The organism is Pseudomonas sp. Pseusp18, assembly GCF_059506005.1.
In genome coordinates this window covers 2,911,582-2,932,817 of record NZ_CP169240.1, presented here as the reverse complement: position 1 = coordinate 2,932,817, position 21,236 = coordinate 2,911,582, and the positions used below count along the sequence as shown (strand labels likewise).

Genomic DNA, 21,236 nt, shown 5'->3' with positions numbered 1-21,236 from the left:
GATAGCCTGAGCCCCCTTGCCTGCATGTCTCTGATGGATCATCGGCGCGCGAAGACGCCGCGATGATCACTTCACCCCCATTCAATCAAGACAACGGTGACTCTCTTGATCAGCAGCACCCCCACATTTGCCCGTGATATCGACGGCAAAGCCATTTCTGCCAAGGTCCTCGACGAGGTCCGTGAAGAAGTTCAGGCCCTCGCTGGCCAACAGATCTACCCCGCCCTGGCGGTCGTGTTGGTCGGCGACGACCCGGCCAGCCATGTGTATGTGCACAATAAACTGCTGCGCGCCAAGGAAGTCGGGATCCGCTCCCTTGAACACCGCCTGCCGGAAACCGCCAGCCAGGCCCAGGTGCTGGAACTGATTGCACAACTCAATGCCGATCCCACAGTGAACGGCATCCTGGTGCAACTGCCCTTGCCCGCCTCTATCGATGAGCAAGCAGTGATTCATGCCATCGACCCGATCAAGGACGTGGATGGCTTTCATAGGGAAAACGTCGGCGGGCTGGTGCAAGGCATCGAGGTCCTGACCCCGTGCACGCCCAGCGGCTGCATGCGCCTGTTGCACGAAACCTGCGGTGATGACTTGAGCGGCTTGCACGCGGTGGTCATCGGCCGGTCGAACATTGTCGGCAAACCGATGGCGACCTTGCTGTTGCAGGCTAACTGCTCGGTCAGCGTGGTGCACTCGCGCAGCGTCGACGCCCCGGCGTTGTGCCGGTTGGCGGATATCGTGGTCGCGGCGGTGGGCCGGCCAGCGTTGATCGACGCCAGTTGGCTCAAGCCCGGCGCGGTGGTGATCGATGTCGGCATCAACCGCATCACCAGCGAGTTCGGCAACCGTCTGGTGGGCGATGTCGACTACGCCAGCGCCCGTACCGTCGCCAGCGCGATCACCCCGGTTCCCGGTGGCGTCGGACCGATGACCATTGCATATCTGCTGAAGAACACCTTGATCGCCAGCCGGTTGCAACGCGCGGCACAGGCTCGCGGGCAGCAGCCCGAAGACGACCTGGCGTTGAACTGAGCACGACGCACACGGCCCACTTGAAAGTGGGCCGTGTCGGTAATGCGAAACCTGTGGGAGCGGGCCTCTGTGGCGAGGGGGCTTGCCCCCGTTGGGTCGCGAAGCGGCCCCAAAAGCTTTGCGACTGCTTCGCAGCCGAACGGGGGCAAGCCCCCTCGCCACAGAATCCCGCTCCTACATGGATTGTGAGCATTTTGACCGTGTCGATCAGGTCCGTTATTTCCCCGCGTGCAACACCTGCGTTTGCGGCATCGCCGAAGAGTGGTGGTTGAGAATCTTCCACTGACCACCCACCTGTTCATAAACAAAGGTGTAGCGCGCCTGCACCTGACGGGTCTTGCCATCGGCTTCGGTCAACGTAAAGGTGTAGACGCCACTGTCCATGGCCACGTTGGCGCCCAATGGGCGGATCTCACGGAAGTTGATCTGGCCTACTGGCTTGAGCGCCATGAAGTGATCGAAGTAGTCCTTGATCTGTGCCGGCGTGGTGCGCACCTGATTGGAAACCGTCGGTTGCAGCACCGCGTTCGGCGCATACAGGTCGACCACGCTCTGAACATTGCCACTCTTCAACGCGCTGTTCCAATGGTCAAACAGGGCGGCGATTTCACGATCCTTCACGTTGGACGGTTGCTGCGCCACGCTGCTGTAAACGTAAGGCACCGCTTCCAACGCCTGAGCCAACGGGGCGGTCAGGGCGAACAACAGGGCGATGGTTGAGGTCTTGAATTTCATTGCGCTATTCCAATGATGGTCGATGGGCACACTGTGCCGCCCGGAACGCGGCCCGCCATCGGCCAACCGGAGCCATTTGCCTATGCCATTCGGCAGATAGCGCCCTGCCCCGTTAACAAGGTTTAATGACGCCCCTGCCCGAACGGGCGTGCCCGTGCCGGAACCTGCCCATGCAAAACCCTGATCATGACCCCGGTAGCGCCCTGGCCATTCGTACCCAGTATCGGCAATCGCAAAGTCGCGCCGCGCGGCTGCGGCTGCTGGTGGATACCGGCCAGGAACTGACACAACTGGCCCCCGAGGCCATGCGTCAACGGGTGCTGCAACGGGCCTGCGCCTTCCTGGCGATGGACCATGCGCTACTGCTGGAATGGGACGTGGATGCGCAGGTCAGGACCACCGCCAGTCAAGGCAGCCGTGATCGTTTGCACAGCCTCGAACACCTCGCCGACACCGCGATGTGCGCACCGCAATGGCAGGAACAGCCGAGCGCGGATCTGCCCAATGTGTTGCGGATACCTTTACGCGGTGGCGATGGTGCCGCCTTCGGTGCGTTGGTGCTGGCCAACAGCGTCAGCATCAGCGCACCGGACACCGAAGACCTCGAATCCCTGCAACTGCTCGCCACCCTGCTCGCCGCGCACCTGGAAAACCAGCGCTTGCTCGACGCATTGGTGACCCGCGAGCGCACCATGTCCGATCTGGTCCACCGACTGTTCCGGGCACAGGAAGACGAACGCAAACGCATGGCCTACGACCTGCACGACGGCCTGGCACAAACCCTCGCCGGGTTGCATCAGCGCCTGCAAGGTTTTGCCGGTCGCTGCCCGCCATTGCCCGACGAACTCGGTGCAGACCTACAGACGATTCTTGCACTGGCCCAGCATTGCGTCGGTGAAGGCCGGCAATTGATTCGTGGCCTGCGCCCGACGGCGCTCGACGACTTTGGCTTGCTGAAGGCGGTCGACAAAGAGGCAGATCGCCTGCGCGAAGCGGGGATCAAAGTGAACTGGAATGTGCGTTGCGAAGCACGTTTGCCCAGCCAGGTGGAAATCGCCCTGTTCAGGATTGCCCAGGAAGGCATCAACAATATTCTCAAACATGCGCAGGCCAGCCACGTCGTGCTGGCGCTGCAACTGCATGAAGGACAAGCCTCGCTGCGGGTGGACGACAACGGCCAGGGCTTTGCCATGGAACAACCCCTCGACACCTGCGGCGCCCGGCACCTGGGGCTTGCCGCGATGCAGGAACGCGCGAGCCTGCTGGGCGGCGAATTCACCTGCATCAGCCACGCGCACGGCGGAACGCAACTGCGCGCCACCGTCCCCTCTGGCCTGAATGGAACCCATCAATGACTGACGCTATACGACTGGTGGTCGCGGACGATCATGAAGTCACGCGCACCGGCTTCGTCTCGTTGCTCGCCGGCCTGACGCAATTCGAAGTGGTCGGCCAAGCGTGCAATGGCCAGGAAGCACTGGATTTATGTGAACGTCTTTTACCCGACATCGTCATCCTCGACATCCGCATGCCGGTGCTCAACGGGCTGGGCGCGGCACGCCTGCTTCAAGAGCGCCTGCCGAGCCTGAAAGTGATGATGTTCACCATGGACGACAGCCCCGATCACCTTGAGGCCGCCATGAACGCCGGCGCCGTGGGCTATCTGCTCAAGGATGCCAGCCGCCACGAAGTGATCGACGCCTTGCAACGTGTCGCCGCCGGCGAGCAAGCCCTCAACAGTTCAGTCAGCGCGCAGTTGCTGCGCCGCCTGACCGAGCGCAACGCCAGCGGCGCCGCCCCCGTCACCTTGACCCCACGGGAACGCCAAGTACTGGGGCTGGTGGCCAGCGGCATGAGCAACCGTGAAATCGGCGAAAAACTCGGCATCACCACCGGCACGGCCAAAGCCCACGTGGAGCGGGTCATCGGCAAACTCGGCGCCGCCGACCGCACCCAAGCGGCTGTGCGTGGCATTGCGCTGGGTCTGGTGACCCAGTCATGAAAGCTTCAAACGCCCGCCGCTGGGCCGATCTGCCGTTACGCGGCAAAGCCCTCGTGGTAATTTCCCTGCCGCTGGTGATTCTGTTGCTCTCGCTGGTGCTGATCTACACCACCGAACGGCAGACCGCCCGCGCGGAAGAAGACGTACGCCGCGTGCTGCTGGTGCAAGGCGATATTCAGGCGGTGCATACCCTGCTCGCCGAGGCTGCCGCCAGTGTGCGCGGCTATCTGCTGACCCATCGCGAGGATTTCCTGCCGGGTTACCGACAGGCCAAGCCCTTGATCGAATCGGCCCTGCAGCGGCTCGACCGCAACGTTCGCGATCAGCGGGTGCGCAAACACCTGGAGGCGATCACGCCGCTGATCGACACCAAGGTCGAAGGTCTGGTTGAACTGCTCGATGATCGCAACGCGACCCCAGAGTCGATCACCACGATCCTGATCAACAACAAACATGTCCTCGACGAATTACGCGAACGCATCAGCGCCATGCGCACGCTTGAGGACACCCTGCTGGCCGAGCGCACCGCAGCGGCGGCCTCCACTCGACAGCGCCTGTTGTTCTCCACCTTGCTGGCCGCCGTTTGCGGGCTGTTCGGTGCCATTGTCGCGGTGCTGTTTCTGTCCAAAGGCATCGTCGCCCGGGTGCAGCAAGTTCAGGGCAACGCCCAACGGCTGGCACTCGGTCAGCCGTTATTGCCGCAACCGCCGGAGAACGATGAGATAGGTCAATTGGGCACGCGCCTGGTCGAGGCCGGGCTGTTATTGGCCGAACGTGAACGGGCCTTGCGCGACAACGAAGAACGCTTGCGGCTGATCATCGACGGGGTGAAGGACTACGGTATTTTCGCCCTCGACACACGAGGCTTCGTCACCAGTTGGAATGCCGGCGCCGAACGGATCAAGGGCTACACCGAACAGGAGATCGTCGGCCAGCATTTCTCGGTGTTTTATCTCCCGCAAGAATGTCCGCAGCATCCCGACATGGCGCTGCGCGAGGCCACACGCAATGGTCACTACATGGAAGAGGCCTGGCGTTGCCGCAAGGATGGCAGCCGTTTCTGGGCCAGTGTGGTGATTACCGCGCAGTACGACAGCAGTGGCGCCCTGCGCGGGTTCTCCAAGATCACCCGCGACATCACCGATCGCCGTGCCGCAGAGATCGCGCTAAGTACCGCACGGGAAGAAGCGGAGCGCGCCAGCCGCGCCAAAAGCGAGTTTCTGTCGCGCATGAGCCACGAACTGCGTACTCCGCTCAACTCGATTCTCGGCTTCGCGCAACTGCTGGATATGGACTCGCCCAAAGGGCAGCGAGCGCAGATCGGTCACATCCTGCGGGCCGGGCAACACCTGCTGACCCTGATCAACGAAGTGCTGGACATCGCCAAGATCGAGGCCGGGCGCCTGCCACTCAACGTTGAAGCCGTGCCCTTGGCGGTGGTGCTGCAAGAAGCCCTGACGCTGGTATCGCCCATGGCCTGCGACGCCGGCATTCAACTGGTCGAACTGCCGATGCTGGCCGCCGACAGCGGGATCGTCGCCGATCGGCAACGGCTGGTTCAGGTGCTGCTGAACCTGTTGTCCAACGCGATCAAATACAACCGGCCCCGGGGCCAGGTGCACATTGAGGTCAGGGTTCATCAACAACGAATTGCGGTATCGGTCTGCGATACCGGCAAGGGCATTGCAGCTGATCGGCAGGACCAACTGTTCAAGCCGTTCGAGCGCCTGGAGACCGACCCGAACGTGGAAGGCACGGGCCTCGGCCTGGCGTTGAGCAAGAGCCTGCTGGAAATGATGAACGGCAGCCTGACCGTCAAAAGCCAGCCCGGCAACGGCTCCAGTTTCACCCTGGAACTGCCCTTCGAGCGATTGCCGTCAACCACTGAGCCACCTGCGGCACTGATCAGCCCGCCAACGGCAACGCCCACCCTCGCCGCCCCCGATTACCAGGGAAAAGTGCTGTGCATCGAAGACAATCTGTCGAGTCTGGCCCTGATCGAAACCCTGCTGCAACGACGGCCGCACATCCAGTTGCTCTCAAGCATGCAGGGGCAAATGGGCCTGGACCTGGCCCGGCAACACGCACCACAGCTGATTTTGCTGGACGTGGCGCTGCCGGATCTTGATGGTTTCAACGTTCTGCAACGCTTGCGTCTGTCCTCCAGCACCCGCGCCACACCCGTGCTGATGATCACCGCCGATGCCAGCGACCTCACTCACCACGCCTTGCTGGAAGCAGGAGCGACCGCGGTGCTGACCAAGCCGATTCACATTCCTTCATTCCTTGCCCATCTTGACCAGCACCTACCGGAGCCCGTGTGAACACCGACCTGCGTATTCTGATCATCGACGACCAACGACCCAACCTCGATTTGATGGAGCAGTTGCTGGTCCGCGAAGGGCTGACCAATGTACTGAGCAGCACCCAGCCGCTGCGAACCCTGGACCTGTTCAACAGCTTCGAGCCGGACCTGGTCATTCTCGACCTGCACATGCCGGAGTTCGACGGCTTTGCCGTACTCGAACAGCTCAACCGGCGCATTCCAGCCGGCGAATACCTGCCGATCCTCGTGCTCACCGCCGACGCCACCCGCGATACCCGCCTGCGCGCGCTGGCCCTGGGCGCCAAGGACTTCATCAGCAAGCCATTGGACGCCCTGGAAACCATGCTGCGGGTCTGGAACCTGCTAGAGACCCGCGCACTGTATAAAGCCCTGCGCACGCTGGTCCCTGCGGATCAAATCGAGTTGCTGCGTCAGTTAAGGCCGCAGCCAGTTAGCTGATTGCAGGGGCGGAATCACTGACGATTTGCCGCTGAATGCCAGGTTGCGTGGCTGGCTCGGCGTCCTCACGGCTGGCGGCTGCAGAAAGCCCAGCAAGGCCCGTTGCGTGTCATGCCAGGCCGTGGGGTGTTCCATGTCGAGGAAATGCCCGGTGTTCTCGATGGTCTGAAATTGCGCCTTGCGGGTATGCGCCGCAAACAGACGGGCGTCTTCCACCGAGGTGTACTCGTCCCATTCACCGTTGATAAACAGCAGCGGGACGTCGATGGAATCGGCACAGGACACGTAGCAGTGAGTGTCCTGGGTCAACACCTCATTGACGTGAAAATGCATCTGCCGGTATTCGTGTTCGTCCAGGCTGCTGACATGACGCTCATTGAATCGCTTGAACAGCGACGGCAGGTGCTTGCCGATCGTGCTGTTGATCAAGCGCCCGACATTGCGACGATCACACAGGTGGAGAAAGTGCCGGCCGCTCTCCAGATACTCACGCATCGGCGTGTTGATCCGCGCGGCGAATGAACTGATCACCGCCTTTTCGATCCGGCGGGGCCGCTGGGCCAGCGCTACCAAGGTCGCCGCACCGCCCCAGGAAAAGGACAGCACATGCTGGGCGCGAAAGTGCTCGATCAACTCCAGCAGTATTTCTGCCTCGTCCTCCTTGCGGATCGGTTGGTCATGCCGGTTGTGTTGTTTCGATTGACCGGCGTAGGGCTGATCGTAGAGGACCACATTGAATCGTGGCCGCAGGTAACGCACCGTTTGCGCAAAGGATGCGGTCGTTGCCAGCGAGCCATTGACCAGAATGATCGTCTTGTCAGCAGCGGCGTTGAGATAGTGCTCGGTATAAACCTTGTACTTCTTACCAATCTCGACGATGGCAGTTTTCGGCATCATTTCATTCTATTCCTTGAACAAATTGGACCAGGCACACAGCGTGGTCGACTGTCCGGCTTCCTCCGGGCAAGCCTGACAGCACAAACCAGCGACAACGGTACAAGGGCGCTGAGATGAACGCCATGACCAATGAGTCAGAACCCGACCAGCGGCTTCCAGTTAAGCAGGAATTTTCCCGTGTGCAAGCTCGCAAGCTTGAAAGTGGCTGCCCAGACGCTTCGCCGGCAGCAGCCTATGCTTGTTGATTGCCCCAGCCTTTTCATCTGCCCAACGAGGAGTTGAAAAATGTCGCTAACGCTTTACTACCATCCGCTGGCTTCTTACTGCCACAAAGTGCTCATCGCGCTCTACGAAAACGGCATCGAGTTCGACAGAAGAATCATCGATCTCACGGACGCCGCCGACCGCGCAGAGCTTCAGGCATTGTGGCCAATCGGAAAATTCCCGGTACTTCGCGATCATGCTCGTCAACGTAATCTGCCGGAGTCCAGCGTCATCATCGAGTACCTGGATCGCCTGTATCCAGGTGAACAACGCCTGGTTCCAGACGATTGGGAGACCGCGTTGGAGGTGCGCTTATGGGACCGGTTTTTCGACAATTATCTACAAACACCGGTCCAACAGATTGTCAGTGATCGGATACACGCGACCAACGGTGATTTGACCAGGGAACGGGCCACGCTTGCGACGGCGTACAGCATGCTCGAGCGCCGGATGGCTTCCAGAATCTGGGTGGCCAGCCCGGACTTCAGCCTGGCCGATTGCGCCGCCGCCCCGGCGCTGTTCTATGCCTGCACACTGGTGCCGTTCCCCGACGACTACCAGCACTTGAGCGCCTATTTCGACCGGTTGATACAGCGACCGTCATTCCTGCGGGTGATCGACGAAGCCAGGCCCTGGTTTTCGTTCTATCCGTTTGCGGATCGCCTTGCACAACGGTTTCGGGAGGCGCCGGATAATGCATGACCCGTCATTGGCCGTAATGCGATCTGCATTTGGCCGTACGCGATCTGTAGCAGCTGGCGAAGCCTGCGTTCGGCTGCGTAGCAGTCGTAAAATCAGGCACTGCGTTCCGTCAGGCACACTGTGCATTCATGGTTTACGACTGCTGCGCAGCCGAACGCAGGCTTCGCCAGCTGCTACACGAAGTCAGAACCGTGGCTTGACCGTCCTCCACTCCGGCTTGTAACGCTGCATCTGCTTCACGTCATCGCGCTGGCGAATGCCGCAAGTCAGGTATTGATCGTGCAGCCTGGCCAATTGATCGTGATCCAGCTCAAGGCCCAGGCCAGGCGCACGGGTGATTTTCACGCAGCCATCAACGATCGGTAGTTTGCCGCCCTTAATCACTTCTTCGTCCGGTTCCTGCCAGGGGTAATGCGTGTCGCAGGCGTAATCGAGGTTGGGCACCGAAGCGGCGACATGCGCCATGGCCATCAGGCTGATGCCCAGGTGCGAATTGGAGTGCATGGACACGCCAAGGCCGAAGGTGTCGCACATTTTCGCCAGCGCCTGGGTGTCGCGCAGGCCGCCCCAGTAATGATGGTCGGCGAGCACGATCTGCACGCTGTTCAGGGTCACGCTGCGGCGGAACTCATCAAAATCAGTGACCACCATATTGGTCGCCAGTGGAAGACCCGTGCGTTTATGCAGCTCGGCCATGCCGTCGAGGCCCGGCGTCGGGTCTTCGTAATATTGCAGGTCGTCGCCCAGCAGCTCCGCCATGCGGATCGCGGTTTCCAGCGACCAGTTGCCGTTCGGGTCGATGCGCAGCGGGTAACCGGGAAAGGCCTTTTTCAGCGCCTTGATGCACGACACTTCGTGCTCCGGCGGCAATGTACCGGCCTTGAGTTTGATGCTCTTGAAACCGTAGGCCTCGATCATGCGTCGGGCCTGGGCGACGATCTGTTCTTCGTTCAGCGCTTCGCCCCAGTTGTCTGGTTTATACGGTGAGTCGATGTGTTGCGCGTACTTGAAGAACAAATAGGCGCTGAACGGAATTTCATCGCGAATCGCCCCACCCAGCAGGTCCACCAACGGCACGTTCAAGGCGTGCGCCTGTAGATCGAGAAACGCCACTTCGAACGCCGAATAGGCGTTGCTCACCGCTTTGCTGGCATGGGAACCGGGGGCCAGTTCCGCACCGGCAATGCTCTGGGTTTTGTTCGCCGCGACGGTGGCCTGCACGATGGCGCGCAACTGGTTGAGGTTGAACGGGTCGAGGCCGATCAACTGATCTTGCAGTTGCTGCTGGATCGCCAGTGCCGGTGCGTCGCCGTAGCTTTCGCCCAGGCCGATGTAGCCATTGTCGCTCTCGATCTCGATGATCGAGCGCAGCGCGAAGGGTTCGTGAATACCGCTGGCATTGAGCAACGGCGGGTCACGGAAGGCGATGGGGGTGACGGTGACTCGTTTGATTTTCAAGAGGCGGCTCCCTTTGGCTTGGTATTCAAGGCTTGATGACTGACAGAGTTTTTTGCTGCTGCATTTTTCGCGGCCACGGCTTCGACCGTTTTACCGGTGAGCGAACGGTGCGCATCACCACGGGGTGCCGTGCGGGCAAAAAAGATCACCACGGCCGCCACCAGCGAGGTCGCCGCCAGGCCGTACAAACCGCCTTCGATGGAACCGGTGGTCTGCTCCAGGAAACCGAACGCGGTCGGTGCGACGAAACCACCGAGGTTGCCAATGGAGTTGATCAAGGCGATTACCGCCGCCGCGATACGCGCATCCAGATAGCCTTGGGGAATCGGCCAGAACAGCGCCGAAGCCGCTTTGAAACCGATGGCCGCGAAACAGATGGCGACAAAGGCGAAGATCGGCCCGCCGGTGGTGGACATGAACATGCCGAACGCGGCAATCACCAGCGTCACGGCCACCCAGGCTTGCTGGTATTTCCATTTGCTGGCCATGGCGGCGAAGCCGTACATCGCCAGGATGGAAATGATCCACGGAATCGAGTTGAACAGGCCGACCTGGAAGTCGCCCAGGTTGCCCATCTTCTTGATCATGCTCGGCAGCCAGAACGTGGCGCCATAAATGGTCAGGGCGATGGAGAAGTAGATGAAGCAAAACAGCGCGATTTGCTTGTCGGCGAGCAACTTGAACATCGACGGTTTGACCGTCTGCACGGCTTCGCGAGCCTGTTGTTCCAGGGTAATGGCGCTGACCAGTGCGTCCTTTTCTTCGGCGTTCAGCCAGTTCGCCTGACGCGGATGGGATTGCAGCCAGAACCAGACGAACCCACAGAGCACGATGGAAGCGAAGCCTTCAATCAGGAACATCCACTGCCAGCCATGCAGGCTCAGGCCGCTGACGTGCAACAGCGCGCCGGACACCGGGCCGGAAATAACCGAAGCAATGGCCGAGCCGCTGAGGAAGATCGCCATGGCCTTGCCCCGCTCCGTCGACGGTAACCATTGGGTGAAGTAATAAATGATGCCGGGGAAAAAACCCGCCTCGGCGGCGCCGAGAATGAAGCGCAGCACATAGAAACTGGTTTCGCCGCGCACGAAGGCCATGGCCATCGCCGCCGCGCCCCAGGTGAACATGATGCGCGTCAGCCAGGCACGGGCACCGTAGCGTTGCAGCAGCATATTGGAAGGCACTTCGAAAATGGCGTAACCGATGAAGAACAGTCCGGCACCCAAGCCATAGGCCGCGGCGCCGATGCCCAGGTCGGTTTCCAGATGGCTGCGCACGAAGCCGATGTTGACCCGGTCGATGTAGTTGACGATGAACATCACCACGAACAGCGGCAGCACATGGCGCTTGACCTTGGCCGCTGCTCGGGCAAGGACGGTGGGGTCCGGCGGACTCGGATGGTTATTCAAGGGCGACTCCCGTTCATTGTTTTTTTAGGGGGAGAGCCGATCATGGACGCGCCTATTGATCCCGTCTAATCTAACTTGGCATTCGATTGATACCTGGATTAGATCAATGTTCGAACTGACGCAACTGCGCTGCTTCACCACCGTGGCCACTGAACTCAACTTCCGCCGGGCCGCCGAACGGTTGAACATGACCCAGCCGCCCCTCAGTCGGCAGATTCAACTGCTGGAGCATCACCTGGGCGTCGAGTTGTTCACCCGCAGCACCCGCAGCGTCGCCCTGACCGCCGCCGGCCGCGCGTTCTTCATCGAAGCCCAGAACCTGCTGGAGCGCGCCCAGCAAGCGGCCATCACCGCCCGGCGCTTCGCCGAAGGCGATATCGGTACGGTCAACATCAGCTTTGTCGGCAGCGCGGTGTACGAATTCCTGCCCAAGGTCATCGCGGAAGCACGACTCAAACAGCCTCAGGTCAAAATCGACCTGTCGGAAATGAACACCTACCAGCAGCACGAAGCCCTGCGCGCGCGCCGTATCGACCTGGGCATCGTCCGCGCGCCGTTGCTGGAGCCGGGTTATGCCACTGAATGCCTGGTGCGTGAACCCTTTGTGCTGGCCGTGCCCAGCAACCATCGGCTGGCCAGCGCACAAACCGTGTCCGTCAAAGACCTGGATGCACAACCGTTCCTCATGTACTCCCATGCGGCCTATCCGCCGTTCAACGAACTGCTGACCGGCATGCTCCGCTCGGCCCGCGTTGCTCCGGAATACGTACAGTGGCTCGGCTCATCACTGACGATCCTGGCGCTGGTCAACGCCGGCATGGGCCTGGCCCTGGTGCCGCGTTGCGCCACCAGCGTGGTGTTCAAGAACGTGGTGTTCCGCGATATCGATCTGGGGGAAGGTGTGCAAAGCGAGCTGCATTTGATCTGGCGCGAGAACAATGACAACCCGGCGTTTGCGATGTTGCTGGAGGGGATTCGCAAGGCTGTGCGGGAGGGATGGGGGTCGTAGGAACTGCTCCTGCGACCGGCCGATTACCGTTGCGCCAACTCATGCCGGATGCATTGCTCGTAATACGTTTGCTTGATGCCGGCAGGCTTGAGACGCGAAGGGCTGTTATAGGTTTGCTCCGTGATGCCCATGGCCGTCATGCGCATCCACGGTCGGGGAAACTTGCGCGATTGCAGCTTCTTGCGTGCTCCGTAAAGCGTAAGCCCGGAAAGTTTCGAGGCTTGCGCGCCCTCGGCTATTTCCGAGCCCCAGCTGCATACATAGCGAGAGTTCTTGCTCAGTTCCTTTGCCTGGGCTCCAAACGAAATAGCCACCAGGACAAACGTTGCAGTCATCCATACCAAAGTCCGCATATCGCCAATGCCTAACCTGCTGAAAAGAAAGCAAGTTTGACAACGAACCGAAGATCGGGGGGCCAGCAGTTTGCCTCATTTCATCATTGATTCTCTCTGCCAGGCCCGATGTAAAAGATCGATGACCTCTTCATCCGACGTCTGAGAGAAATCCGTGTACCAATAGCCGATCGATACCAGCCAATCAGGGGTGAGCGGGCAAATCAGCTCGTCCACTTCATCTCGCAGCGCCTCTGCCGTTTCCATGGGGGCCACCGGCACGGCAACGACGATGCGCGATGGTGCTTGCAGGCGCACGGCCTGTATCGCGGCCATCATCGTGGCCCCTGTCGCCAGGCCGTCATCGATCAGAATCACCACTTGATCCTTGAGCGCCAAAGGCTCGCGGGATTCCCGGAATAGCTGCTCGCGACGCAACATTTCCTGCGTTTCCTTCGCCACCACAGCGTCGAGCGTACGCTGGTCGATGCCGTTAGCCCGCAGCGCATCGTCATTGACGATTTGAATGCCACCGCTGGCGATAGCGCCCATGGCAAATTCCTGGTGGGACGGCACGCCCAGCTTGCGGACCAGCATCAGGTCCAGGCGAACCTCCAGGGCCGTGGCCACTTCATAGGCGACCGGCACGCCGCCACGGGGCAAGGCCAGGACGATGACATCGGCTCTTTTAGCGTATTTAAGCAACGGTTCCACCAGGCTTCGGCCGGCATCAACCCGGTCATGCAAGATGGTTTGCAACGAAGGACTGTGATTCATCTGAAAACCTCCCTGGGGCGGGAGCCCCAAAACGGGCAAGTCAATTTCGCTAAGGATGCTCGCGACTACACCGCTAGAACGCTGCAAGGCACCTGATACAGAATATGTTCGGTGGTGCTGCCGAGCAGTTTCTCCAGGCTGCCGTACTGTGTTCTGCCCATCACGATCACATCTATCTGGTGTTCGTGGGAAAACTCACTCAGCACCGACACCGGATGCCCCGTGATGAAATGCCGACATTCAGCGGGCACGCCGAACCGGGCGGCCAACTTGAGGAATGAGGTTTCCAGGTCCTTGCGCAATTCCCGGGTAAGCTCCGATAGCGTCAGGCCACCGCCCAGATCCGCCAGAAAAGCAGCCGGAATGTCACATGCGTACAGCAGATGCAACTCGGCATTGCATTGCAGCGCAAGGGCAGACGCCTGCAGGATGATCCGGTCGTTGAGTTCGCTGTTCGAAGGCTCGGTATCGACAACATCAACCGCGGCCACCACCTTCTGCGGCAAGGCATGGCTTTGGGCACCCACCAGATAGACCGGTACCGGACAATGGCGCAACAAACGCCAGTCCAGCGGCGTAAAGAACGCGCGCTTGAGCACGGGCTCATGCTGGACTTGCTTGATCAACAGATCGGGGTGCATTTCCGTGACGTGATCAAGGATGTCCTGGCGCATGTTGTCGGCCCAGGCGACCTCGGTTGTCACCTCGATCCCCCTGCCCTGCATTTTTTCCGCCTGCTCCTTGAGCCAGTCGCGGTGTTCCTGCAGGTAGCTCGCCCGAGCCACTTTCCGGTCGCCCTCTTCAAGTAACGACAGAACGTCCAACGAGGGGATCAGCGCAGCAATATGCAAACTCGCCCCACTGGCCTTGGCCACGGCAGCGGCATGGTTGAGCGCGGGAGACTGGCGCAGGAGCGGGTTGATGATCAGTAATAACCGTTGATACTGGCTCATGATCTGACTCCGGACAGCGATGGCGTTTTCGCCAGGTCAACAACCCGGCTTCAGCCCAGACTCCCCCCTTAAAGTCTCTTGGGCCTTGATTTATATCAATCCCCTGTGGGCGTCATTGAAGGTGCCCACTTGGGAAAGAATAGTTCACAACGGTGTTGCGGAAATGCCCACCGGATGGTCGATGGCCCGGGTTTGTTTGTGACTCAAGAATCGGTCACCCAGTCCCAAGAACAAACAACTCCAACATGGCCTCGACAGCATGCACCCGCAAAGACTGACCCTGCACAATGAGTTGCACGCGCGCCCTTCGCTGTATTTCGACGAGCCCGCCCACGTGTTTCATCTGGCGTTTCTGGCTAATGACGGGCAATGCGACACCCTGCTGAGTCGCTGCTGCCCCGGCCCCGTCGACCCGGATGCGGCCCAGGGCATCACCAGGCTGGAGGGGCATGCCTTGAAGTGGGAGCGGCACGCGGAGTTCCTGACGCTGACACTGGTGGTGCCTTCTTCCAGTCAGGAGCCTGACTGGAGCCAGCCCCCCAAGACCTTGATGGACCGCGTCGAACCCTTCATGCAGCACGTGATCAACGCCGTGCAGATTGTGGTGCGCAACGATGCCTCGTTTTCCGGCGATCTGTCGGCTTATGGATTCAAAGACCCTTGCGGCTCATGCATCGGCGGTGGCGATGCGACGGTCTGGAGCGATTTTCGCCTGAGCGAGGACGGCACTAACCGTTTCCTGTTCGTCAACAAGCGCCTGAATGCCTATCGCCAAGGCCGGATGATCCGCCGTCTGCTGGAAATCGAAACCTACCGCATGATGGCGTCGCTTTCCCTTACCACCGCGAAAACCTTGAGCGCTCAGCTCAACGTCTTCGATAAGACATTGGTCAACCTTTCGGAACGTAACGCCGGCCCTGATACCGGTAATGCGAAAGCGTTGTTGACTGATATCGCCAGTCTGTCGGCGCAAGTGGTCAGCAGCACCGCGAAAACCCGACACCGCTTCAGCGCCACCCAAGCGTATGCCCAGCTGGTTTTCGAGCGTTTGGGCGAACTCAGGGAAACTCACGTGGGCGATTGCCAGCGACTGGGTATCTTCATCGAAAGACGCTTCAAACCTACCGTCAGGTACTGTGACGTCACCGAACAACGCCTGGAGCAACTGGCCAAAAGCGTGGCCAACCTCGGGGATCTGCTGCAGGCGCGGGTGCAGGTTGAAATGGAAGAACAGAACTCGGAAATCCTGAGCAGCCTGAACGCTCGCGCCGATACCCAAATCAAAATCCAGCGTGCGGTCGAAGGCTTGTCGATTATCGCCATCACCTATTATTTGCTGAGCCTGTTCAAGCTGTTCTACTCGGGCCTGCACACCCTGGGCGCGGACATTTCCGCGCGGGACGCCATGCTGGCCATGACCCCGCTCGCGCTGTGCATCCTGCTGTTTATTTTGATCAGGATCAGAAAGGCCAAAGAACACTGATCAATCGGTTGGCGGCGTTCAAGGCTTGCGCAACAGGTAGGTATCCATGATCCACCCGTTGGCCAACCGCGCCGCCTTGCGCACCCGCTCAATTTCATCGGCCACGTCTTTGAGCTTGCCGCTGATCAGGATTTCATCCGGCGTCCCCAGATAGGCCCCCCAGTAAATGTCTGTCTCCTGATCAGCCACGTGATGGTAGGCATCTTGCGCATCCAGCATTACCACCAGGCTGTCGGCATCGCTTACCTGGCCGGCCGCCAGCCGTCGGCCGGTGGTGATTTCAATCGAGCGGCCGATGCTGTTCAGCGGCACCTTATGTTGCGCCGCCAGCGCCTGCACGCTGGTGATGCCGGGGATCACCTCGAATTCGAACAGACAACGACCGGACGCCAGAATCGCCTGCAGGATCCGAATGGTGCTGTCGTACAACGCCGGATCGCCCCACACCAGAAAACCGGCGCACTGGTCGTCGGTCATTTCCTCATCGATCAGCCGCTCGAACGTCTGCTGCTTGGCACGGTTCAGGTCTTCGACGCTGGCGTTGTAGTCCACATCGCCGCGCTCACGCTCCGGGCTGTGGGCTTCAACGAAGCGGTAGTCGCGATCGGTGATGTAGCGCTCGCAGATCTCGCGACGCAGGTCGATCAGTTTGTCTTTACTCTGGCCCTTGTCCATGAGGAAAAACACGTCGACCCGATTCAGCGCTTTCACCGCCTGCATCGTGATGTAGTCGGGGTTGCCGGCGCCGACACCGATGATCAAAAGTTTTTTCATCACAGCGCTCCTTCAGGGTCCATGCCCGTCAAGCGTAGCCGCCAGCGACCGTTGAACCGCAATTCGATGGCCGACAACGGTTCGACGTCGATCTGGTTGAACGCCGCGCCCTGCAACACCTGCATCAGCGCGGCGCGAATGACAAACGGATGGGTGATGGCAACGAAATGCTCCGGTGTCGCCTCAAGGGTCTTCAACCACGCGGCTACCCGCTCACCGAGCTGCGCCACCGATTCTCCCCCATGGGGCGCCGACGTCGGGTCGCTGAGCCAGGTCTGAAGCGTCTCGGGTTCGGATGTTTGCAAGTCGTCGATCGACGTGCCCTTCCAGCGTCCGAAATCGCAATCCCCCAATGCCGTGACAATCTCCACGTTGTCGCCAAACAGCTCAGCGGTTTGGCGGGTCCGCAGTTCAGGGCCGCAGAGTAAACGGGGGGCTCGCTTGAACTGACGACAGCGCGAGCCCTTCGCCGATTGCCAATCCATTTCCACGGGTTCATTCGTAGGAAAACGCGCCAGTTTCTGTGCGACGGTTCGAGCGTGACAAATCAGGGTCAAGCGGGTTGCCTGCACGAAGGTTCTCTCTGTCAGTGGAATGAAAGACGGCACGATGCCGTGCATTGTGCCGCAAGAAACGCAATCTGAATGCCTTCCTTGTAGCAGCTGCCGAGCCCGCGAGGCTGCGTTCGGCTGCGTAGCGGTCGTGAAATCAGGCACTGTGATCCGTCAGGCACACTGTGCACTCAGGGTTTACGACTGCTTCGCAGCCGAACGCAGCCTCGCGAGCTCGACAGCTGCTACGGCATCGGGCTCGCAGCCCATTTTATTCCTGAGCAGGGTTGATATCTCACACCTCTATGGGCGATGTCCTACAAAGCCTGTCGACATCCACTCAGCCCCGCACGCACGGGGGTTTCGCCCCATTTTAGTGCTTTTAAAATCCGCACAAAAATTAACTAGACATGTAGCGCACGTTACATAAATACTAATTTAGCGATTTATGAAATGAAACCGACATACCCATCCAGCAGGAGCCCGGATGCCCCCTCTCAGAGACCTGATCACCGAGCCCGGCCTGGACTTCACGCCGTCGGAACGCAAAGTCATACGTGCCTTGCTGGACCAGTACCCGCGTAACGGACTGGGCCCGATGTCACGCTTGGCCGAACATGCCGGTGTCAGCGATCCGACCATCGTGCGGCTGGTAAAAAAACTTGGTTTCAGCGGTTACGCCGATTTTCAGGAAGCCTTGCTCAGTGACATGGATCACCGCCTGCGCTCCCCCAGCACCCTGTTGCAGCCCCGCGCCCAACTCAAAAAAGATGACCCCTGGAGCCATTATCTGGCAGACAGCCATCGGGCACTGGTAGAAACCCAGGCGCTGACCCAGCCCGAAGATGTGCGGATTCTGGTGGAGTGGCTGCTCGACACCCGCCACCAGGTCCACTGCTTTGGCGGTCGCTTCAGCAGTTTCCTCGCCAACTATTTGCTCAATCACCTGCGCCTGTTGCGGCCCGGCTGTTTCGCCCTGGAAGACAACGCCCAGTTACCGGACCGGTTGTTTGACGTGCAGCGTCAGGACGTATTGCTGGTGTTCGACTATCGCCGCTATCAGTCCCAGGCCCTGCGGGTCGCCAATGCCGCGAAGAGCCGACATGCGCGTGTCGTGCTGTTCACCGACATCTACGCATCACCGCTGCGGGAAATAGCCGACCTGATCATCAGCGCACCGGTGGAATCGGCGTCGGCCTTCGACTCGATAGTGCCGGCGCTGGCCCAGGTTGAAGCACTGATTGCCTGCCTGACCCTGCGCAGCCCCGATCTGGCCGATCGCCTGGAAGGCATCGATGCCCTGCGAGCCGACTTCGACACTCACCTGCTGGAGGATAAATAAGGATGTTCATGCTCCCCCACCATTCGCCCCGGGACTTGCCGTTTACCGCCGATCACACCGCGCTGTTGCTGGTGGACATGCAACGTGCCTGGCTTGAGACGCAATTCGACCCGCACCTCAACGAGCCGGATGCCGACTACTTCCTGACCCGCGCCCGCACGCAGGTAGTGCCCAATCAACGCAGGCTGCTCAATGCCTTTCGCAGCGCCCGGCAAAACGTGTTGCACACACTCATCGAAAGCCTCACCGCCGATGGCCGCGATCGCTCGCTGGATCACAAACTCTCGGACATGCACCTGCCCAAGGGCAGCCCGCAAGCGCAAATCATCGAAGAGCTGACGCCGACCGAAAACGAAATCGTGCTGCCCAAGACCTCTTCCGGGGTGTTCAACTCCACCAGCATCGACTACGTGCTGCGCAACCTTGAAACCCGCCACCTGATCATCGCCGGCATCGTCACCGACCAATGCGTCGACATGGCCGTGCGCGACGCCGCCGACCGTGGCTACCTGGTGACGCTGGTCGAAGATGCCTGCGCCACCTACACCGAACAACGGCATCACGCCTGCCTGAACGCCATCAAGGGCTACTGCTGGATCACCGACACCCAGACCGTGCTTGGCCGGTTGCAGGAGATCCAGCCATGAGCGAACGCCTGTCACCACTGCCGATGACCACCATTGTCACCACCGACCTCATCGGCGTGACACGCGGCCGTTCTTTCCCCACCGACGAACTCGATGCCTATCAAGCGGCCGGTTGCGGCTGGGTACCGGCCAATAGCGCCCTGACCCCGCAAGACATCATCGCCACCAGCAACCCTTGGGGCGCTTATGGGGATTTACGGCTGATTCCCGATTTGAGCAGCCGGGTGACCGTCAACAACGGCCCGGATGCCGACGCCCCGGCGCTGGACTTCATTCACGGCGACATTCGCGAAACCGATGGCCGTCCGTGGGGCGCCTGCCCTCGTACGCTGTTGCGCAACGAAGTGGAGCGCTATCGCGACGAATTGGGTTTGCAGATCAACGCCGCGTTCGAACACGAATTCAACCTCGACAGCGGCGCGGCGGAGCACCTGGCGTTCTCTCTGGAAGCCCAGCGCCAGGGCGCCGGGTTCGGCGGCTGGCTGCTCAGTGCACTGCGGGCCGGCGGCGTCGAGCCGGAAATGTTCCTGCCGGAATACGGCAAGCACCAGTACGAAATCACCTGCCGCCCGGCCCTTGGTGTCGCTGCCGCCGACCGCGCGGTGAACGTGCGCGAGATCACCCGTGAGATCGCCCGGCAAATGGGCCTCAACCTGAGTTTTGCCCCCAAGACGGCCGAGCATGCCGTGTGCAACGGCGTGCATTTGCACGTGAGCCTGCAAGACATGGCCGGCCAACCGGTGATGTATGACGCCGACACCGCCAACGGCCTGTCGCCCCTCGGCCAGCATTGGGCTGCCGGCGTTCTGCATTACTTGCCAGCGCTCTGTGCGTTCACCGCGCCAACGCCGATTTCCTATGAACGCTTGCAGCCCCATCACTGGAGCGCTTCCTACGCCTGCCTCGGCCAACGCAACCGCGAAGCGGCGCTGCGGATTTGCCCGACCGTCAGCCTGGGCGGCAAATCCGTGGCGATGCAGTACAACCTGGAATTTCGCGCCATGGACGCCACCGCCTCACCGCACCTGGCCATGGCTGCATTGCTGATCGCCGGGCGCCTGGGTATCGAGCAGCGCCTGACGTTGAACGCCATCACCGATGAAATCCCTGACTCCCTGAACGAAGAGCAACGCCAGGCCCGCGGCATCGTCGCCCTGCCTGCGTCGCTGTCCCGGGCACTGGATTGCCTGCGCAACAGCGAGGCGCTGATCGAAGCCCTGCCGAGCGCGTTACTGGACACCTACTTCGCCCTGAAAACCGAGGAACTGACGCTGACGGAACAGCTCTCGCCCGCCGACCTCTGTGAGCACTATGCGCGCCTGTACTGAATCCGCCGAACTGGGCCTCTACACCCGGCCTGCCTACACCCTGAGCCGGGAAGCTTCCGAGCACCCGCTGATTCTGGTGTGTGAACACGCCAGTCGTTTTATCCCGGACCGGTTAAACGACCTGGGCCTGAGCGACGAGGCCGCCCGCGAACACATCGCCTGGGATATCGGCGCCCTGGCGCTGGCCGAGGGTTTGGCCGAAGCGCTGGGCGCAACCCTGTTGGCGGCCAACTATTCACGGCTGTTGATCGACCTCAACCGCCCGCGCCACGCGCCAGACAGCATTCCGTTGCAGAGCGAGATTTATCAGGTGCCGGGCAATCGCGATCTGGATGAGGCCACCCGTGAATACCGCCGACACTGCCTGTTCAAGCCGTTTCATGCACGCCTGCAAACCTTGATTGACGCCCGCGTGGAGCAAAATAAACCGGTTCGAGTGGTGGGGATTCACAGTTTCACGCCGATATATTACGGCCAGCCACGACCGCTGGAAGTCGGTGTGTTGTACGGGAAGGCCTGGGACTACGCCCAGCGAGTAATCGACGGCCTGAGCCGGCACCCATTGAAAATCGCCGGTAATCAGCCGTACAAAGTCGATCCGCTGGGTGACATGACCGTACCGGTTCACGGCGACGCCCGCGGGCTGGACTCGGTGCTGATCGAGGTGCGCAACGACCTGCTGCGCACCCCCGAGGACGTCAGTCGCTGGACCGACTATCTGGCGCCGCTGCTATAGCAACAGCTTCAAACTTGCAG

At 60.5% G+C, this 21,236-nt stretch carries 21 protein-coding genes; 12 read left to right on the top strand and 9 right to left on the bottom strand.

Annotated elements, in window-relative coordinates:
- Positions 1-105: 105 nt before the first annotated feature.
- Positions 106-1,032 carry a bifunctional 5,10-methylenetetrahydrofolate dehydrogenase/5,10-methenyltetrahydrofolate cyclohydrolase gene (locus tag ACEN9A_RS13190; protein ID WP_258673929.1) on the top strand — a complete coding sequence of 309 codons (927 nt, stop codon included), beginning with the start codon at positions 106-108 and terminating at the stop codon, positions 1,030-1,032.
- A 216-nt stretch (positions 1,033-1,248) separates the two neighbouring features.
- Here ACEN9A_RS13190 and ACEN9A_RS13185 read toward each other — a convergent pair whose 3' ends face one another.
- Positions 1,249-1,767 carry an SgcJ/EcaC family oxidoreductase gene (locus tag ACEN9A_RS13185; RefSeq protein WP_258673928.1) on the bottom strand — a complete coding sequence of 173 codons (519 nt, stop codon included), beginning with the start codon at positions 1,765-1,767 and terminating at the stop codon, positions 1,249-1,251.
- Between the two features lie 170 nt (positions 1,768-1,937).
- Between ACEN9A_RS13185 and ACEN9A_RS13180 the strand changes: the two genes are divergently transcribed.
- Genes ACEN9A_RS13180 through ACEN9A_RS13165 form a run of 4 tightly spaced genes read left to right on the top strand, consistent with a single transcriptional unit; the run spans position 1,938 to position 6,554 of the window.
- Positions 1,938-3,122: a sensor histidine kinase gene (locus ACEN9A_RS13180; RefSeq protein WP_258673927.1), complete on the top strand. Its 1,185-nt coding sequence runs from the start codon at positions 1,938-1,940 to the stop codon at positions 3,120-3,122.
- A complete protein-coding gene (locus ACEN9A_RS13175; protein WP_258673926.1) occupies positions 3,119-3,769 on the top strand; it encodes a response regulator in 651 nt (216 codons plus the stop codon). Before ACEN9A_RS13180 ends, ACEN9A_RS13175 begins: the two co-directional genes overlap by 4 nt.
- Positions 3,766-6,093 (top strand): ATP-binding protein, encoded by a 2,328-nt coding sequence (locus tag ACEN9A_RS13170; protein WP_258673925.1) that lies wholly within the window; start codon positions 3,766-3,768, stop codon positions 6,091-6,093. The genes ACEN9A_RS13175 and ACEN9A_RS13170 overlap by 4 nt, the downstream gene beginning before the upstream one ends.
- Positions 6,090-6,554 carry a response regulator gene (locus ACEN9A_RS13165; RefSeq protein WP_018928998.1) on the top strand — a complete coding sequence of 155 codons (465 nt, stop codon included), beginning with the start codon at positions 6,090-6,092 and terminating at the stop codon, positions 6,552-6,554. The genes ACEN9A_RS13170 and ACEN9A_RS13165 overlap by 4 nt, the downstream gene beginning before the upstream one ends.
- Here ACEN9A_RS13165 and ACEN9A_RS13160 read toward each other — a convergent pair.
- Positions 6,531-7,451, bottom strand: coding sequence for an alpha/beta fold hydrolase (locus tag ACEN9A_RS13160; RefSeq protein ID WP_258673924.1), 921 nt, complete (start codon positions 7,449-7,451; stop codon positions 6,531-6,533). The two genes, ACEN9A_RS13165 and ACEN9A_RS13160, sit on opposite strands and share 24 nt — an antisense overlap.
- A gap of 285 nt (positions 7,452-7,736) precedes the next feature.
- On the opposite strand from ACEN9A_RS13160, the gene ACEN9A_RS13155 reads away from it, so the two are divergent.
- Complete coding sequence (locus ACEN9A_RS13155; RefSeq protein ID WP_019651630.1) at positions 7,737-8,417, top strand: glutathione S-transferase family protein; 681 nt, start codon at positions 7,737-7,739, stop codon at positions 8,415-8,417.
- A gap of 183 nt (positions 8,418-8,600) precedes the next feature.
- On the opposite strand, the gene ACEN9A_RS13150 is transcribed toward ACEN9A_RS13155, so the two are convergent.
- Entirely contained in the window at positions 8,601-9,875 is a 1,275-nt protein-coding gene (locus tag ACEN9A_RS13150) for a glucarate dehydratase family protein (protein WP_019651631.1), read from the bottom strand.
- Positions 9,872-11,284: an MFS transporter gene (locus tag ACEN9A_RS13145; protein WP_258673922.1), complete on the bottom strand. Its 1,413-nt coding sequence runs from the start codon at positions 11,282-11,284 to the stop codon at positions 9,872-9,874. Before ACEN9A_RS13145 ends, ACEN9A_RS13150 begins: the two co-directional genes overlap by 4 nt.
- 106 nt (positions 11,285-11,390) lie before the next feature.
- Here ACEN9A_RS13145 and ACEN9A_RS13140 point away from each other — a divergent pair, with 106 nt between their 5' ends.
- Entirely contained in the window at positions 11,391-12,293 is a 903-nt protein-coding gene (locus ACEN9A_RS13140) for a LysR family transcriptional regulator (RefSeq protein WP_258673921.1), read from the top strand.
- 23 nt (positions 12,294-12,316) lie between these two features.
- On the opposite strand, the gene ACEN9A_RS13135 is transcribed toward ACEN9A_RS13140, so the two are convergent.
- The 3 genes from ACEN9A_RS13135 to ACEN9A_RS13125 all read right to left on the bottom strand — a co-directional run bounded on the left by ACEN9A_RS13135 (position 12,317) and on the right by ACEN9A_RS13125 (position 14,355).
- Positions 12,317-12,646, bottom strand: coding sequence for a hypothetical protein (locus ACEN9A_RS13135; protein ID WP_018928995.1), 330 nt, complete (start codon positions 12,644-12,646; stop codon positions 12,317-12,319).
- 75 nt (positions 12,647-12,721) lie between these two features.
- On the bottom strand, positions 12,722-13,402 hold the full coding sequence (locus ACEN9A_RS13130; protein ID WP_258673920.1) for a phosphoribosyltransferase: 681 nt from the start codon (positions 13,400-13,402) through the stop codon (positions 12,722-12,724).
- A 65-nt stretch (positions 13,403-13,467) separates the two neighbouring features.
- The gene (locus ACEN9A_RS13125) at positions 13,468-14,355 is read right to left on the bottom strand and encodes a universal stress protein (RefSeq protein WP_258673919.1); all 888 of its coding nucleotides are present in this window, start codon (positions 14,353-14,355) and stop codon (positions 13,468-13,470) included.
- 259 nt (positions 14,356-14,614) lie between these two features.
- Between ACEN9A_RS13125 and ACEN9A_RS13120 the strand changes: the two genes are divergently transcribed.
- Positions 14,615-15,838 carry a DUF3422 domain-containing protein gene (locus ACEN9A_RS13120; protein ID WP_019651636.1) on the top strand — a complete coding sequence of 408 codons (1,224 nt, stop codon included), beginning with the start codon at positions 14,615-14,617 and terminating at the stop codon, positions 15,836-15,838.
- 18 nt (positions 15,839-15,856) lie between these two features.
- Here the strand turns inward: ACEN9A_RS13120 and cobF are convergent, their stop codons facing one another.
- Both cobF and ACEN9A_RS13110 read right to left on the bottom strand, forming a co-directional pair.
- Positions 15,857-16,612: a precorrin-6A synthase (deacetylating) gene (cobF, locus tag ACEN9A_RS13115; RefSeq protein ID WP_258673918.1), complete on the bottom strand. Its 756-nt coding sequence runs from the start codon at positions 16,610-16,612 to the stop codon at positions 15,857-15,859.
- On the bottom strand, positions 16,612-17,184 hold the full coding sequence (locus ACEN9A_RS13110) for a histidine phosphatase family protein (RefSeq protein WP_258673917.1): 573 nt from the start codon (positions 17,182-17,184) through the stop codon (positions 16,612-16,614). The genes cobF and ACEN9A_RS13110 overlap by 1 nt, the downstream gene beginning before the upstream one ends.
- A gap of 466 nt (positions 17,185-17,650) precedes the next feature.
- Here ACEN9A_RS13110 and ACEN9A_RS13105 point away from each other — a divergent pair, with 466 nt between their 5' ends.
- From ACEN9A_RS13105 to ACEN9A_RS13090, 4 genes are read left to right on the top strand one after another with little or no spacing between them, the layout of a single operon-like run.
- Positions 17,651-18,505, top strand: a complete 855-nt coding sequence (locus ACEN9A_RS13105; protein ID WP_018928989.1) for a MurR/RpiR family transcriptional regulator — start codon at positions 17,651-17,653, stop codon at positions 18,503-18,505.
- Positions 18,506-18,507: 2 nt separating this feature from the next.
- The gene (locus ACEN9A_RS13100; RefSeq protein WP_258673916.1) at positions 18,508-19,152 is read left to right on the top strand and encodes a cysteine hydrolase family protein; all 645 of its coding nucleotides are present in this window, start codon (positions 18,508-18,510) and stop codon (positions 19,150-19,152) included.
- Positions 19,149-20,480, top strand: coding sequence for a type I glutamate--ammonia ligase (locus ACEN9A_RS13095; protein ID WP_258673914.1), 1,332 nt, complete (start codon positions 19,149-19,151; stop codon positions 20,478-20,480). The genes ACEN9A_RS13100 and ACEN9A_RS13095 overlap by 4 nt, the downstream gene beginning before the upstream one ends.
- Positions 20,464-21,216 carry an N-formylglutamate amidohydrolase gene (locus ACEN9A_RS13090; protein ID WP_019651641.1) on the top strand — a complete coding sequence of 251 codons (753 nt, stop codon included), beginning with the start codon at positions 20,464-20,466 and terminating at the stop codon, positions 21,214-21,216. The genes ACEN9A_RS13095 and ACEN9A_RS13090 overlap by 17 nt, the downstream gene beginning before the upstream one ends.
- Positions 21,217-21,236: the final 20 nt, after the last annotated feature.